Source organism: Dokdonella fugitiva (genome assembly GCF_014138265.1).
In the GTDB taxonomy this organism is placed as follows: domain Bacteria; phylum Pseudomonadota; class Gammaproteobacteria; order Xanthomonadales; family Rhodanobacteraceae; genus Dokdonella_A; species Dokdonella_A fugitiva_A.
Genome location: NZ_JACGXL010000002.1, coordinates 188,535 through 202,554 on the forward strand (window position 1 = coordinate 188,535; position 14,020 = coordinate 202,554).

9 protein-coding genes are annotated in these 14,020 nt (G+C 72.6%); 7 read left to right on the forward strand and 2 right to left on the reverse strand.

Features of this window, described 5'->3' with window-relative positions; translation table 11 throughout:
• Positions 1-32 precede the first annotated feature (32 nt).
• The 5 genes from FHW12_RS07035 to FHW12_RS07055 all read left to right on the forward strand — a co-directional run bounded on the left by FHW12_RS07035 (position 33) and on the right by FHW12_RS07055 (position 7,589).
• A complete protein-coding gene (locus FHW12_RS07035; protein WP_182530304.1) occupies positions 33-2,966 on the forward strand; it encodes a PQQ-binding-like beta-propeller repeat protein in 2,934 nt (977 codons plus the stop codon).
• Positions 2,967-3,091: 125 nt separating this feature from the next.
• Positions 3,092-3,481, forward strand: a complete 390-nt coding sequence (locus FHW12_RS07040) for a BlaI/MecI/CopY family transcriptional regulator (protein ID WP_259392925.1) — start codon at positions 3,092-3,094, stop codon at positions 3,479-3,481.
• On the forward strand, positions 3,471-5,816 hold the full coding sequence (locus FHW12_RS07045; RefSeq protein WP_182530306.1) for a M56 family metallopeptidase: 2,346 nt from the start codon (positions 3,471-3,473) through the stop codon (positions 5,814-5,816). The genes FHW12_RS07040 and FHW12_RS07045 overlap by 11 nt, the downstream gene beginning before the upstream one ends.
• Before the next feature lie 86 nt (positions 5,817-5,902).
• Positions 5,903-6,307, forward strand: a complete 405-nt coding sequence (locus tag FHW12_RS07050; protein WP_182530307.1) for a DUF6491 family protein — start codon at positions 5,903-5,905, stop codon at positions 6,305-6,307.
• A gap of 88 nt (positions 6,308-6,395) precedes the next feature.
• On the forward strand, positions 6,396-7,589 hold the full coding sequence (locus FHW12_RS07055; protein ID WP_182530308.1) for a plastocyanin/azurin family copper-binding protein: 1,194 nt from the start codon (positions 6,396-6,398) through the stop codon (positions 7,587-7,589).
• Between the two features lie 21 nt (positions 7,590-7,610).
• Here FHW12_RS07055 and FHW12_RS07060 read toward each other — a convergent pair whose 3' ends face one another.
• A complete protein-coding gene (locus FHW12_RS07060) occupies positions 7,611-8,072 on the reverse strand; it encodes a phosphotransferase (RefSeq protein ID WP_182530309.1) in 462 nt (153 codons plus the stop codon).
• A gap of 69 nt (positions 8,073-8,141) precedes the next feature.
• On the opposite strand from FHW12_RS07060, the gene FHW12_RS07065 reads away from it, so the two are divergent.
• Together FHW12_RS07065 and FHW12_RS07070 are read left to right on the forward strand one after the other, a co-directional pair.
• The gene (locus tag FHW12_RS07065; protein WP_182530310.1) at positions 8,142-10,451 is read left to right on the forward strand and encodes a winged helix-turn-helix domain-containing protein; all 2,310 of its coding nucleotides are present in this window, start codon (positions 8,142-8,144) and stop codon (positions 10,449-10,451) included.
• A gap of 110 nt (positions 10,452-10,561) precedes the next feature.
• On the forward strand, positions 10,562-11,692 hold the full coding sequence (locus tag FHW12_RS07070; RefSeq protein WP_182530311.1) for a hypothetical protein: 1,131 nt from the start codon (positions 10,562-10,564) through the stop codon (positions 11,690-11,692).
• A 5-nt stretch (positions 11,693-11,697) separates the two neighbouring features.
• On the opposite strand, the gene FHW12_RS07075 is transcribed toward FHW12_RS07070, so the two are convergent.
• Entirely contained in the window at positions 11,698-14,010 is a 2,313-nt protein-coding gene (locus FHW12_RS07075; protein ID WP_182530312.1) for an MMPL family transporter, read from the reverse strand.
• Between the last annotated feature and the right edge of the window lie 10 nt (positions 14,011-14,020).

Sequence of the window (14,020 nt, forward strand, 5' to 3'; positions counted from 1 at the left end):
TCCAATCCGACATGCTGCAAGGATTTTCGAACATGCGGTCGACATCCCACTACCGCTGCTCGGCGCTCGCCTTCGTCGCTGCCTTCATCCTCGCAGGGGCGATCGACGCCCGCGCGGATGATGCATGGAGCAACCCGTGGCATGCGTCGGCGCCGCCGACGCTGTCCCCCACGCAGGCGCTCGGCAAGCCGCAAGTCACCGTCGGCTTCGCTGCCGACGGTGACGTGCTGCTGAGCGGCCACACCTTCACCGGCGTGGACGGCACGCTCACGCGCGTCGCGGGCGACGGCAGCCTGCGCTGGAGTTCCAACGTCCGTTCGACTGCATCGCTGTTCGCCTCCGCAGTGCAGGCCGACGACGGCGGCGCGATCGCCGCGTTCGGCTCGAGCGAGGGTGTGAGCCGGGACGATGGCAATTTCCTCGTGCGCTTCGACCCATCGGGCGCCCGCCGCTGGTCCCGCTTCATTGCGACCGGATGGCTTGCACGCGTCGGTGCGACTCGGCTCGCGAATGCAGGATGCGCGACCCTGACGATGCTGGACGTGGATTCGGGCGACGTGCTCTGGCAGCGCCCTTACGGTGCGCCCGATTGGGATTGTCGCGGTGGCGGTCTCGTCGGTGACGGCGCGGGGAATCTGTATGCCGCATTCGAGATCCCGTCGGGAGTCGGCGCGATTTCCGGTTCGCGCCTGGTCCGCATCGACGCGGACGGCCGCGAAGCCTGGAACATCGCGGTCGCGGGCAGCGGCATCCGTTCCGTGCCGGGAACGGTCGGGTCCATCGTGCTCACGACGGATGCGACGACGATCCAGGGCCGCTCGATCGCGGACGGCCATGTCGTGTGGCAGGCCGCCATCGGCAACGGCGAGCGCGTCCTCGGCGTAGTGGGCGCGAGCGGCGATCCGGTGCTGGTGTCTTACGGCTCGATCCGCGTGCTCGCTGCAGCGAGTGGAGACGAGCGCTGGTCGCAGGCGGCCCACGTCACCGGCGCCGACATCGTCGGCGGCGCGCTGATCGTCGCCGGCGACTCCACGCTCGAACGGCTCGACGCCGCCACCGGCACGCAGGCATGGAGCACGGCGTTCACTGACCCGATCTGGTTCGGCGCAGGCGGCTACGACGGCACGACCTTCGCCATCGTGAGCACGAGCGCATGGCTGCAACCGCCCACGGTGTCGCGCTTCGATTTCGCGAGCGGCACCACGACGAGCACGCCGACGGCGCCGCCGATCGCGCAGCCGGTCGAGGGATCGACCGCGTTCATGGCCGACGGCCGCGCTCTCGGCATCGGTGTCACCGGGAAGGGCGGCGACTATGCGATCCACCTTCGCGCCCTCGACACGCCGACGGGCACGACCGATTGGGAAGCCGTCGACCCGGGCAACAGTTTCTCGTACCGCGACTGGACCGGTGTCGCCGAACCTGCCGTCGCGGCCGACGCCGGCGCGATCGCCGTCACGCTGCAAGCCTACTGGGGATTGGACGAATGCCCATACACGTTCACCCAGGCGTATCCCGTATCGCTGTATCGGGCATCGGACGGCGCGAGGACCTGGCAGGTCTCGCTCGCGGATCCGCAGGGGCTGTCCCGCTGCAGCCGCGTGTCGCGCCCGCGCCTGGACGGCGCCGGTGACGCTTTCGTCGCGGTCGACGAGTTCCGGCAATGCCCGCTTCCACTGGGCGGCTCGTGGGGCTGCGGCCGCAACACCGTGTACAAGCTCGCGCGCACCGATGGCCACGTGCTGTGGCGCGCGGACGACGACACGCGCACGGGAGATCCCGACCGCTGGTCGATGGTCGGCGACGACGTGCTGCGCTATGGGCCATTCGCGGGCTCGACCGACACGATCCGCCGGATATCCGGCACGGACGGCCACGTGCTGTGGTCGTCGACCGTGTTTTCGGGCGATGGCATTTCCTCCGAAGTTCATCGCATCGACGACACCCACGTCGTGGTGTTTCCACTGTTCTACGGATCGGGACAATGGGCGCTGCTCGACACGTCGACCGGCGCGACGACCTGGCTCGCGGACGCCGGCCCGCAGAGCTGTCCGTATCCGGCCTGCTATGACGCCGCCGGCGTCGTGCTGCCGGGCGGCGACCTGCTCTATCCGGCCCAGCGCGACTACGGCATGGCGGTGAGGCGCCTGCACAACGACGGTTCGGGCACGATCGAGACGCGAATCGTCGGGCCGAACGATCCGTCGCTCATCTCCGGCCTGGGGCACTTCGTCGCCGATGCCGGGGGTCAGTGGCATGCATTCCTCTCCCGCAGGTTGCGGCGCGCCGCGCACGCGTCGCCGGCCGGCAGCGTGGAGTTCATAGCCCCGTTCGACCTCGCCACGGGCATCCTGGGTGCACAACAGGCCGTTAGCGCCTTCAACGGCGACGCGGACGACTGGTCTCTGTTGCAGTGGTTCGATTGGCAGGCGGACCCGCTCGACTCGCTGCGGATGCCGGACGGCGACCACCTGCTCGGCAGCGCCATCGAGAAGCAGGCGCCTGCGCCAACCACGGCATCGACGCGCATGATCGACCTCACGGTGACCGCACGCGGCGATCTCGCCGTTCACGTCGACGTCGATCGCACCCAGGTCGCGCCAGGCGATCGCGTGTCGTTCGTGCTGCGCGCGACCTACACTGGCGACGCACCGATCGCAGGCGCGCACCTCGCGGCGATGCTGCCGTGGTCGAGCGGCGTCGCCGATGCGACCTGCGTCGTCCAGTCGGCGAGCCAGTGCGAGCTCGACGTCGCCTCGGGCAACGTCAATGCGACGTTCGACGTTGCGCCCGGCGGTTCGATAGAAGTGCACGGCAACGTGCGCGTGCTCGACATCCCGGCGATTCCGCTGCTGTCGGCGATGGCGTACGGCCCGACCGGCCTCGCCGAGCAGGATACGATCGACAACTTCGCCGGCGTCATGCTCGCCCAGAGCCTGTTCGTCGACGGTTTCGACGCGCCCTGACGCCCCGTCGCGCAGGCGACCCTCCCGCCCTGCGCGCATCCGGACCGGCATGACTTCCGGCAGGTTGCATCGGCCGCATCGATCTACTACAACTGTAGTACTACGACTGTAGAGAGTGGATGCCGATGGCGCGGACGAAGGACGTCAGCCTCAGCGAGCTGCAGATCGCGCTGATGCGCGTGCTGTGGCGGCGCGGCGAAGCGAGTACGGCCGACGTTGCCGCCGAGCTCGGCGATGCACGCGGCCTCAAGCACACGACCGTCGCGACGCTGCTCACGCGGCTCGAAAAGCGCGGCGTCGTCGAGCAGCGGCGCGACGGTCGCCAGCTGCTCTATCGCGCGCTCGTCGACGAAGCCGACGTGCGCCGCTCGATGGTCGACGACCTGCTCGGCGCGCTGTTCGGCGGCGACGCGCGCCAGCTCGTCGCGCATCTCGTGCAGGAATCGGAGATCGCACCCGGCGATCTCGCCAAGGCGCGGCGCAGGCTCGCCCGCGGAGGTCGCGATGAAGATTGATCCGTTCGTCGCCTGGCTGCTCACGTTCGCGCTGCACGCGGGCGTGATGCTCTCGATCGCATGGACGCTCGATCGCACGATCCTGCGCCGGCTGCCGGCGTGGCGCGAACTGCTCTGGCGCGTCGCGCTGTTCGGCGGCGCGCTCAGCGCGAGCGCGCAGCTCGCATTGTCGTCGCCATTCGCGACGCGACTCGCGTTCGAGCGCGGGGACGGTTCGCCCGCAGCGCAAGCCGCGGCTGCGCCGGTCGACGACGCGCGTGCGAGTACCGCACCGCGCACGGCGGTCGCGCCGGCCGACGCGCGCCCTGCATCCGCACCTGCGCACGCGCGCGCCGCCGGCGCCGCGCTCGCCGGCAACGACGCCCCGCACGACACGCTCGCGCGCCTCCGGCCGGGCTGGCCGCGCGTGCTCGTCGCGACGTGGCTCGCTGGCGCGCTGCTGCTGCTCGGACGGCTCGGCCTCGCCTGGCTCGGCCTCGTGCGCACGCTGCGCGACGCGACGCCGCTCGAGGACGCGGCGCTCGCGCGCGACGCCGACGCGCTCGCGCGCGCTGCGCACATCGCCGCGCCGCGCCTTGCTGCACTCGCCACGCTGGCGAGCCCGATCGCCGCACACGGTCGCCGCATCGCCCTGCCATGCTGGGCACTGGAATTGCTCGACCGCACACAGCTGCGCGCGATGCTCGCGCACGAAACGGCGCACCTCGCGCGGCGCGATCCCGCGTGGAAGCTCGCGACCGCGGCGTGGTGCGCGCTGCTCTGGTTCCTGCCGCTCGCGCCGCTGGCACGGCGACGCCTCGACGAGATCGCCGAACTGTCCTGCGACGCGTGGGCCGCGCGCCACCTGGGCGACGGCCGCCCGCTCGCCGAATGCCTCGCCGAATGCGCGAGCCGCCACGTCGGGTGCGACGACCTCGCCCTCGCGCCGGCGATGGCGCAGCGCGAGTCCCCGCTCCTGCAACGCATCGAACACCTGATCGAAGGCCATCCGATGAACACGACTCCTTCGCGCCTGCGCGCGTTCGCGGCGACCGCCGCGCTGATCCTCGCCGCCGCGCTGCTGCCCGGTTTCACCGCGGTCGCGCAGACTTCGCCGCCGGCTCCGCCGGCCCCACCCGCGCCGCCTGCACCTCCGGCGCCGCCGGCGCCACCGAAGGAGGGCCCCTCGCGCATCCATATCTCGAACGACGGCGGCGCACTCGGCCAGTCCACCTACGTCGAGGTCGGCGACGGCGATCGCGAGTACCGCGCGCGCATCAAGGGCAAGATCGTGTTCAGCGATCGCGACGACGACGTCGCCAGCCTCGTCGACGGCGGCAGCGCGATGTTCGAGGAGTCCGCGCCCGGCCTGGAACGGCGCGTCGAGTACCGCAGCAGCGGCGGCAAGCTCGTGCAGCGCTACTTCGTCAACGAGCGCGAGCAGCCGATCGACGACGCCGGCCGCACTTGGGTCGCCGGCGCGATCGCCGGCCTCGTGCGCGAGAGCGCGCTCGGCGCCGACGCCCGCGTGAAGCGGATCCATGCGGGCGGCGGAGCGGACGCCGTGCTCGACGAGATCGCCCGCATCCAGTCCGGCTACGCGCGTGGCGTCTACATCAAGCTGCTCGCCGGGCTCGGCCACCTCTCCGGCGCGCAGGTCACGCGTGCGATCGGGCTCGTCGACGGCATCGATTCCGACTACGAGAAGCGCAACGCGCTCGGTGCGCTCGGTTCGGCGCAGCCGTTCGACGCCGCACAGCAGAAGCTCGTCGTCGCGCAGGCGCGGAAGATCGGGTCCGACTTCGAGCGCGCCGAGCTGCTGACCGGGCTGTTGCCGTCGCTCGCGCCGGACCCGTCGCTGCGCGCGGCGTGGCTCGCCGCCGCGAACGGCATCGGCTCGGACTTCGAGCACCGGCGCACGCTGACCGCACTGCTCGCCTCGCACGAGGTCGACGACGCGACGCTCGCGACGGTGATCGACGCGTCGACGACGATCGGCTCCGACTTCGAGCGGCGCAGCCTGCTCGTCGACGCGGTCGGCCGCGTACGCGACGCCGAGCGCGTCGCCTCCGCGTACGCCGCGGCGAGCGCGCAGATCGGTTCCGACTTCGAGCGACGCGAGGCGCTGCTCGCGCTCGTGCATGCACCGAAGTTCGGCGCTGGCGGCGCGCGCGCGGTGCTCGACGCCGCCGGCTCGATCGGCTCCGACCACGAGTGCGGCGAGGTGCTCGTCGCGCTCGCCGGCGTGATGCCGAACGACGCCGACCTGATCGCGCGCTATCGCAGCGTCGCGCGCAAGCTCGGCGACGTCGAGCGCGGCGAAGCCGAGCGCGCACTCGACCGCTTCGCGGGCTGAACCGGTGGCAACCACGGCGGCGCGTACGCGTGCCGCCGTCCGGCCGCGGGTGCATGCTTCACGGCGCACCCTCGCGGAGAATCCTGATGAACCGCCTCCCGATCGCCTGCGTGCTCGCGGCGTGCTGCCTCGCCGCCGCCAGCGCGCACGCCGACACGCGCGAGACGCAGCGCGAGAACCTCGAACGCTACACGCCGTACCTGCAGGATCCGGTCGACGCATTCCCGTTCTGGAACCTGCACAAGTGGCAGCTCGTCGGCCCGCTCGAGGTGGTCGTCTGGTCGACGATCAAGGACGCCTACCTCGTGCAGGTGCGCGCGCCGTGCCCGCGCCTCGAATGGGCGCGCTCGATCGCGGTCACCTCGAAGCAGTCGCACCGGGTGAGCGCGCGCTTCGACGAAGTGCGCGTCGGCGGCGCCCGCTGCCCGATCGAACGGATCCGGCCGATCGATCTCGCCCGCATGGCCGCGGAGCGCGAGCGCGCGCCCTAGCGCCACGATCGACCACGGCGACGCAACCTTCCGGCGCGCCGCCGGTACCCACGCATGAATGCCCGCCGCCACCCGTACGGAGTCCATCATGCGCATGCGCATCGCGTTTTCCATCCTCTGCCTGTTGTTCGCCGGCCTGGCGCAGGCGGAGAACCATACCGTCACCGTCAGCAGCAATCGCTTCAGCCCGGCGCAGCTGACCATCCAGGTCGGTGACACGGTCACGTTCACGAATGCGGGCGGCTTCCACAACGCCTCCGCCGACGACGGCTCGTTCCGCTGCGCGCAGGGTTGCGACGGCGTCGGCAACGGCAACGGCAATCCGAGCAACACGGCATGGAGCGCGGTGGTGTCGTTCGACGCGGCGGGCGTGCATCCGTACCGCTGCGAAGTGCATGGCGACATGGGCATGACCGGCACGATCACCGTCGAAGGCACCGCGCCGGCCGGCTTCAACATGAACCAGCACGGCATCGCCGGCTCCTGGGCCAACACCGCCACCGAGTCGCAGGGCATCGTCATGGACGTGTTCCCCGACTTCTTCTCCGCCGGCACCGGCCTCCTCTTCGGCGGCTGGTTCACCTTCGACACCACCGCCGCCGGCGGCGTGCGCTGGTACACCGTCCAGGGCCAGGTCACCCACGACGACACCGCCACCATGGCCGTCTTCCAGACCCTCGGCGGCAGCTTCGATTCGACCCAGGCCACCACCACCAACGCCGTCGGCCAGGTCACCTTCCACTTCGACGACTGCACCCACGCCAGCCTCGACTACACCTTCTCCGACGGCTCCGGTCGCCACGGCACCATCCCGCTCACCCGCCTGCTCGACAACCTCGCCTGCACCCCGACCGGCACCACCCCGGGCAACCCCGGCAACTACCTCCTCGGCGGCACCTGGTCCGATCCGGCCAACAGCGGCCAGGGCCTCGTCTTCGACGCCAATTCCGCCCAGGGCGTGCTGTTCGCCGCCTGGTACACCTACCTGCCCAACGCCGCCGCCGATGCCGGCGCACCCGCCCAGCACTGGTACACCCTCCAGGTCGCCGTCAGCCCCGGCTTCACCACCGTCAACGACGTCGGCATCTACGAGTCCACCGGCGGCGTCTTCGACCAGCACGCCACCACCACCACCACCCGCGTCGGCACCGCCACCCTCACCTTCAACAGCTGCACCTCGCTGACGATGACCTACGCCTTCACCGCCGGACCCCACGCCGGACTCACCGGCACCCTCGACCTCGGCCGCCTCGCCCCCGTCCCCGCCGGCTGCTCGCTCTGAACGATTCCCACCGGCGCGCGATCACTCGCGCGCCGGTGGCTTCGCGATGACCGCGGCGCGCCCGCGCGCGAGCACGACGCCGTCGTGCTCGACGCGGAACGCGTACTGCCAGCTGCCGCCGCCGCCGAGCAGGCACTCGGCATGCACGTCGAGGGGGCGCGGCAGGTCGTCGATGCGCTCGACCTCGAGTTCGACCCCGCGCAGCGAAACCAGGTAACCCGGAGCGGCAGCGCCCCCCGCGGCGCGGGCGACGAGCCCGCCGTGCACGGCCATCGCCTGGGCGCCGTACTCGCACAGATGCAATGCGCGCAGGCGGCCGTCGCTTCGCAAGGGATGGTCCACGCGCCGGTGCGACGACGTGCGCATGTGGATCAATGCCGCATCCCACGCCACGACGTCGTCGAGCAGGCACATCGCGCCTGCGTGCGGGATGAGCCGGCGCCAGTCGTCGTGCGCCGGCGCGGGGTTGTCCGGTTCCTGCATGGTGCGCCTCGATCGGAGCCGCCGATTATGCCTGCGCGGTGCCGCCACGATCCGCGCTAACCTAGCGCGATGGCAACACCGTTGATTCGCTTCGGCGCTTTCCGGCTCGATCCGCAGGCACGCGAGCTGTTCGAGAACGGGGAACGCGTCGATCTTCCGCTCAGCACGATCGAATGCCTCATCCACCTGATCCGCCATCGCGACCGCCCGGTCGGGCGCGACGAACTCGCATCCGCGGTCTGGGGACGCGTCGACGTCAGCGAGGTCTCGCTGAGCCACGCGATCGTGCGCCTGCGTCGCCGCCTCGGCGACGACGGCAATGCGCAGCGCGTGATCCGCACCGTGCCGCGACTCGGCTATCGCTGGGTCATGCCCGACACGGTCGAGGAGCCGGCGGGCGAAACGCCAGCGGTGGCGGCGGACGCCGTCGCCGTGGCCGCGCCGCCCGCGCGCGGCGGGCTCGCGATCGCCGTGTTCATCGTCGGCGCCACCGTCGCACTCGCCTTCGCCGTGTTCGCCTGGCGCATGCACGAACGCACGCCGGACACCGCGCCCCCGCCAGCGAACAGCGCGCTGGTGCTGCCGGTGCGCGTCGACGCGGGCGCGGAATGGGCCTGGCTGCGCCTCGGCCTCATGGATCTCGTCGCGACCGAGCTGCGCCGCGGCGGTCTCGCGACGACGCCGAGCGAAACCGTCGTCGCGCAGGTGCAGGCCCGCGGCGAAGACGGCGTCGACCTGCCCGCCGCCTGGCGCGTGACGCCGCACGTCGCGCACGAGCACGCGCAATGGCACGTGCGACTCGACGTGCACGGCGCTACGCGCGATCTCGCGATCGACGCGCGCGCGGCGGACCCGTTGCGGGCGACGCGCGACGCGACCGACGAGCTGCTGATCAAGCTCGGCCGCACGCCGCCCGCGGACGACGGCGACGACGACGCGCTCGCCGCGGCGACCCTGCGCCAACGCGCGCACGCCGCGCTGCTCGCGAACCAGTTCGACGTCGCGCGCCGGCTCGTGGAGCAGGCCGCGCCCGGCTTGCAGGCGAGTCCGGAGATCGCGCTGATCCGCGCCAAGCTCGCGTTCTACTCGGGCGATTACGAGGGCAGCCGCCGGCAGGCCACCGAGTTGTTCGCGCAGTTGCCGCCGGGCGCGGACGCCGGCTTGCGCGCGCGCGTCGCCAACACGCTCGCGTCGGCGCATTTCAGGCTCGCCCGCCTCGACGACGCCGAGCGCGTCTACGCCGATGCGATCCGCATCGCGCAGGACGCGCACGAGCCGGACGTGCTCGCGCACGCGTACCTCGGCCGCGGTGGCGTGGCGAGCCAGCGCGTGCGGCTGGAGGCAGCCGCAGCCGATTTCGGGCGCGCGCGCACGCTGTTCGAAGCCGGCAACGATCCGCTCGGCGTCGCCGCGATCGACCTCAACCTCGCGATCAACGCGATGCAGCGCGGCCAGCCGGCGACCGCGCTGCCGCTGCTCGAACGCGTGCGCACGCGCCTGCGCGCGCTCGCTGCGGTCGACGCGCTCGCCGCGACCGAGGTGACGATCGTCGAGGCGCAGCTCGTGCTGCTCGACCACGACGGCGCGCTCGCGACGAGCGCGGCGTTCGTCGCGCCCGACAACGAGAACGGCAATCCGCGCCGGCGCTGGCAGTTCACCTTCGCACGCGCCGCGGCGCTCGCCGGCAGCGGCCGCCTCGACGAAGCCGACCTGCTGCTCGCGCGCCTGCGCGACGCGAGCGACCCGGACGCCGACGCGATCGCGCGCGCGCTCGCCGAATCGCTGTCCGGCGAGATCGCCCTCGCGCGCGGCGAGCCTGCGCGCGCGGCCGAGTACGCCGCCGGCGCGCTCACGCCCGTGCTCGCCGCGTTCAACCGCGAGCAGTACGTGCAGGCCTGGTGTGCGCGCATCCGCGCCCTGCAACGCGCCGGCGCGGTCGCCGACGCCGCAGCCGAGATCGAGCGCCTGCGCGCGCAGGTCCTCGCGCCCGGTGACGGCGCCATGGCCGACCCCGGCGCCGAGGTGCTGCTCGCGCTCGCGGGCGCGGAACAGGCGGAAGCGGAGCGGCGTCCCGAACTCGCGCTGCAGCATTACGCGGACGCGATGGCGCGCGCGACCGCGCGCGCGGTCCCCGAGGAACTCGTGCGCGTCGGCGCGCCGTACGTGCGTGCGCTGGTCGCCGCGGGTCGGGTCGACGAGGCCGCCTCCGTGCACGGTCGCATCGCCGCCTGGGCCGACCGCGACCTGCGCGCGGCGTGGAGCGCGGCGCTCGTCTACCACGCGCTCGGCCAGGCCGCCGCCGTCGACGCGTCGCTCGCGCGGGCGCGCGCGCTCGCCGGCCAACGCAGCATCGCCGCGCTCGAAACGGCCGTGCGCTGAGCCGAACCACGCGCATACATATCCGATACATGGTTTTTACATGCCGTCCGCGCCGGCTTCGCGGATGGTCGGGACCGCGCGACCTGCCGCTCCCCGCTTCCGAGGTTCCGATGATCCTGCGTTCGACCCGTTCCGCCCCATGCCGGCTTCGCCTGCCGGCGGCCATCCTCACCGTGGTCGCGAGCGCACCCGCGCTCGCCGGCACCCCGGCGCCGCTGTACCACCTCGTCACGCTCGACGCCCCCGGCGGCAGCGCGATCGCCGCGCACGACATCAACGACGCCGGCCAGGTCGTCGGCCGCTACCTCGACGCCGGGTTCAACGGTCGCGCCGCGCTGTGGGACGCCGACGGCACCCTGCATGACCTCGCGCTGCCCGGCCTCGGCGACGGCGAGGCCGACGCGATCAACAACGCGGGGCAGATCGTCGGCGCGTTCAACGACTACCAGAACCCGCAAGCCGGCCTGCTGTGGGATCCGGGCGTATCGGCGCAGCCGCTCGTGCTCACCGCCGACGCGGGTGCGTTCGTCGCGCCGCTCGACATCGGCGACGGCGGCGAAGTCGTCGGCGGCTACGGCCAGCCCGCGCAGGAGCGCGCGTTCGTCTGGACCGCGGCGACCGGCCTCGTCGACTACGGCCTGCAGGACGCGAACATGCAATTCCAGCAGGCGCGCTGGTCCGCGGTGAACGCGAGCGGCGTGCTGGTCGGCCATTGGAACCAGCATTCCTCGAACGTGCACGCGATCATCGGCCAGGTCGGCAGCGCGAGCGTGCAGTCGATGAGCAGCATGACCGAAGCGTTCGCGAGCATCGCGACCGCGGTCAACGACGGCGGCGTCGCCGTCGGCCTCGGTCTCGCGGCCGCGGCGCCGGAGCTCGTACCGGTGGTGTTCGCCGCCGACGGCAGCTACAGCGAGATCGCCGGCGCGACGCTCGACCAGGACAACGGCTGCGCCGCGGCGATCAACGCCGCCGGCGTCATCGTCGGCAGCGCCGGCATCGGCACCGCGAGCGGCTGCGTGCCCGGCCTCAAGGCGTGGGTGCTGCGCGACGGCACGGTGTACGACCTCTACGACGTCGTCGACGACCACGGTCCGTTCGCGAGTTTCCAGATCGGGCGCGCGATCAACGCCGGCGGCGTCATCGTCGGCACCGGCCTCACCGCCGACCACGAGACGCTCAGTTTCAGGCTCGTGCCGATCGCCGGCGATCCGGTGTTCGCCGACGGCTTCGACGGCTGACGCGCTCAGCGGCGCGCGCGCGCCATGAGGATCGACAGGCAGAAGTGGAAGCCGACGCCGAGCGCGACGGTGAGGCCGATCGCGCGCAGCACCGGCAGCGACGACAACGCCTGCAGGCCGAACACGAGCAGGGCGGACGCGACGCAGACGAGCGTCGCGTGCAGCGTGCGGCGCGCTTCGGCGGGATCGGCGACGGGTCGTTCGAAGAACAGCGCGTAGTGCAGCCCGAGCCCGGCCGCGAGCGTGACCGCGACGAGGTGGAACAGCGACAGCGAGAGCCCGCTCGCGCGCTCGACCACGATCACGAGCAGGGTCGCGAGCGACATCGGCGCGAGCACGTGCCAGGCGCGCCGCGTGCTGCGCAGCGCGACGACGACGGTCAGCGCGAGCAGCACCAGGGCGAGGCCGAGCGCGCGCAGGATGCGCTCGCGATAGGCGACGACGAGCGATTCCGACGCCGCCTTGAGGTCGAGCAGGCGCACCGCGCCGTGCGTCGACTCGGCGAACGCGGCGAGCGCGGCGGCGTCGTGCACGCCCGACAGCGTGGCGAGGCCGAGCCAGCCGTCCTCGCGCGCGACGAGCATCGTGGCGAGGCGCGTGCCGAGGGGCGACGCGGCGAACGCGGCCGGCGTCAGCGGTTCGAGCGTGCGCGCGGTCTCGACGTCGTCGACGAACGGCGCGAACAGGCCGGTGCGGAACGGCAGGTCCGCACCGGCCTGCGCCTGTGCGAGTGCCTGCTCGAGCGTCGCGCGATCGGGCAGCTTCGCCTGGCGCGCGCGCTGCGTCGCGATGCTCGGCAGGTAGCGGCTCGGCAGCTCCGCCGCGTCGAGCACGTGCTGGCGCACGAGCGCATCGAGGCGCGGCTCGATCGACTCCGACGCCGCGAGCACGCCTTCGGCATCGGCTGCGTGCAGCACGAGCAGGTAGCGCACGTCGGGCGCGCCGAGTTCGCCGCGCAGCTTCGCGTCGCGCAGCAGCAGCTCCTGCGGTACCGGCGTCAGCGCGGCGAGGTCGTTCTCCCACATCGGCCCCGGCGCGCGCCAGAGCACGGCGAGGCCGAGCAGCGCGAGCAGCCATGGCAGCCAGCGCGGTCGCGGCAGCACGTCGAGTGCATGCACGGCGCGCGCGAGCCAGGCGTGATCGGCGACGTCGCGGAAGCGCGCCGGCAGCACGCGCGGCAGCAGGTAGCGCGTGCTCAGGCCCGCCGCTAGCAGGCCGGCGATCGTGAACACCGCGAGCTGCTGCAGGCCGGTCACGCCGGAGGCGAAGAAGGCGAGGTAGGCGATCGCCGCGGAGACGATCGCGGTCGCGAGCAACGGCCACAGCGCGCGCACGCTCGATAGCGCGTCCTCGCCCGCGCGGCGATGGCTGAGCAGGCGGATCGGATACTCCTGCGCGACGCCGAGCAGGGTGAAGCCGAATGCGAGCGTGATGCCGTGCGCGCTGCCGAACAGCAGCGCGAGCGCGGCGATGCCGGCGAGGCCTCCGCTGAGCACGGGCAGGCCGGCGAGCAGCAGCGACGGCAGGCTGCGATAGGCGAGCAGGAGCAGCAGCACGAAACCGAGCGTGCTGACCAGGCCGATGCGGTCGGCCTCGCCGCGCGTGCGCTCGTTGACGAGCACGGTGAACCAGCCCGGGCCGCTGATCGTGAGTCGCGCCGCACCGGCGTCGGGCAGCGCGCGGAACGCCGCGTCGAGCGCATCGATCGCCGCGCCCTGCGCGGCCGGGTCGAAGCCCGCGCCGCGCGTCTGCGCGAGCAGCAGCGCCGCGCCGTCGGACGAGAACCAGACGCCGTCGCGCACGACCGGCGCCTTCGGCGGCGACCAGCGTTGCGCGAGCGCGAGCACCTCGAGCGTCGGATCACGCGGCAGCAGCGGCTTCAGCAGGGTCGCGGCGGGCGAGGCGAGATCCTCGACGCGTTGGCCGAGCTGGTCGGCGAGGTAGTCGGCATCGAGCGCGTGCGCGTCGAGCGTCGGCGACAGCAGCCAGCGGTACGGCAGCAGCTTCTCGTCCAGCGCGGAGGCGTCGAACGCGCCGTTGATCGCCTGCTCGAAACGCGCGTCGGCGCGGAGCTTCGCGACGAGGCCGCGACTGAGCCCGGCGAGCCGCGCCTCGGGCGGGCCGTCGATCGAGAGCAGCAGCAGGCGCGTGCCCGGGCCCTCGCCGATCTGTTCCATGAGCAGCTTCTGGTCGGGCGTGCGCGGCGGCGGCATGAAGCTGCGCAGGTCGGTGCCGATGCGCAGCGAATGCAGCGCGAACGCCGCGAGCACGGCGAGCGCGGCGAGCCACGCGGCGAGCAGCGCGACGCGCGCGCGCATCAGGCGGCGG

Bases quoted from the DNA above. Each gene is read 5' to 3' on its own strand.
- FHW12_RS07035 (WP_182530304.1), top strand. From the start codon at position 33: ATGCGGTCGACATCCCACTACCGCTGCTCGGCGCTCGCCTTCGTCGCT.
- FHW12_RS07040 (WP_259392925.1), top strand. From the start codon at position 3,092: ATGGCGCGGACGAAGGACGTCAGCCTCAGCGAGCTGCAGATCGCGCTG.
- FHW12_RS07045 (WP_182530306.1), top strand. From the start codon at position 3,471: ATGAAGATTGATCCGTTCGTCGCCTGGCTGCTCACGTTCGCGCTGCAC.
- FHW12_RS07050 (WP_182530307.1), top strand. From the start codon at position 5,903: ATGAACCGCCTCCCGATCGCCTGCGTGCTCGCGGCGTGCTGCCTCGCC.
- FHW12_RS07055 (WP_182530308.1), top strand. From the start codon at position 6,396: ATGCGCATGCGCATCGCGTTTTCCATCCTCTGCCTGTTGTTCGCCGGC.
- FHW12_RS07060 (WP_182530309.1), bottom strand. From the start codon at position 8,072: ATGCAGGAACCGGACAACCCCGCGCCGGCGCACGACGACTGGCGCCGG.
- FHW12_RS07065 (WP_182530310.1), top strand. From the start codon at position 8,142: ATGGCAACACCGTTGATTCGCTTCGGCGCTTTCCGGCTCGATCCGCAG.
- FHW12_RS07070 (WP_182530311.1), top strand. From the start codon at position 10,562: ATGATCCTGCGTTCGACCCGTTCCGCCCCATGCCGGCTTCGCCTGCCG.
- FHW12_RS07075 (WP_182530312.1), bottom strand. From the start codon at position 14,010: ATGCGCGCGCGCGTCGCGCTGCTCGCCGCGTGGCTCGCCGCGCTCGCC.